Annotated in this window: 1 protein-coding gene; it reads left to right on the top strand. The window is 40.8% G+C overall.

Annotated features, from left to right (window positions below):
- Positions 1-36: 36 nt before the first annotated feature.
- On the top strand, positions 37-581 hold a 545-nt coding region (locus R7R78_RS28165; protein WP_225474856.1), incomplete at its 3' end, for an integrase arm-type DNA-binding domain-containing protein.

Genomic DNA, 581 nt, shown 5'->3' with positions numbered 1-581 from the left:
ACTCTGATTTTAATGAGTTAATCTGGTGTACCCAACATGGCAAAAATAACTACTCGTCTAACAGACAAAGATATCAAATCAGCGAAGCCCAAGGATAAAGAATACAACTTGTTTGATGGTGATGGCCTTCGATTACGTATCAAGCCTAACGGTTCAAAACAGTGGCTCTTTAACTACTACAAACCCATTACAGGAAAACGAGCAAACCTTAGCCTAGGTAGATATACAGACTTATCTCTTGCCAATGCTCGTAAAAATACTATGGCAGCCAGAGAGCTGCTAGCTCAGGGGATTGATCCTCAAGAAGAACGAAAACGCCAAGAACTCGTCCATAAAGAAATCTATGAGCATACCTTTGCTAAGGTCTCTGAAGATTGGTTTAACCTCAAAAAGCACGAAGTCACTCCAGACTATGCTGTCGATATCTGGCGCTCACTAGAACTTCATGTATTTCCGCAAATAGCGAATACACCAGTAAAAGATATCGATGCCCCACTCGTTATTGATCTGCTTAGACCTATCGAAGCAAAAGGTAGTTTAGAGACGGTTAAACGCTTATCTCAACGCTTAAACGAGATAAT

Source organism: Vibrio sp. 2134-1, from assembly GCF_033339495.1.
The sequence above is the reverse complement of the archived record's forward strand: the minus strand, read 5'-3'. Positions and strand labels throughout refer to the sequence as shown.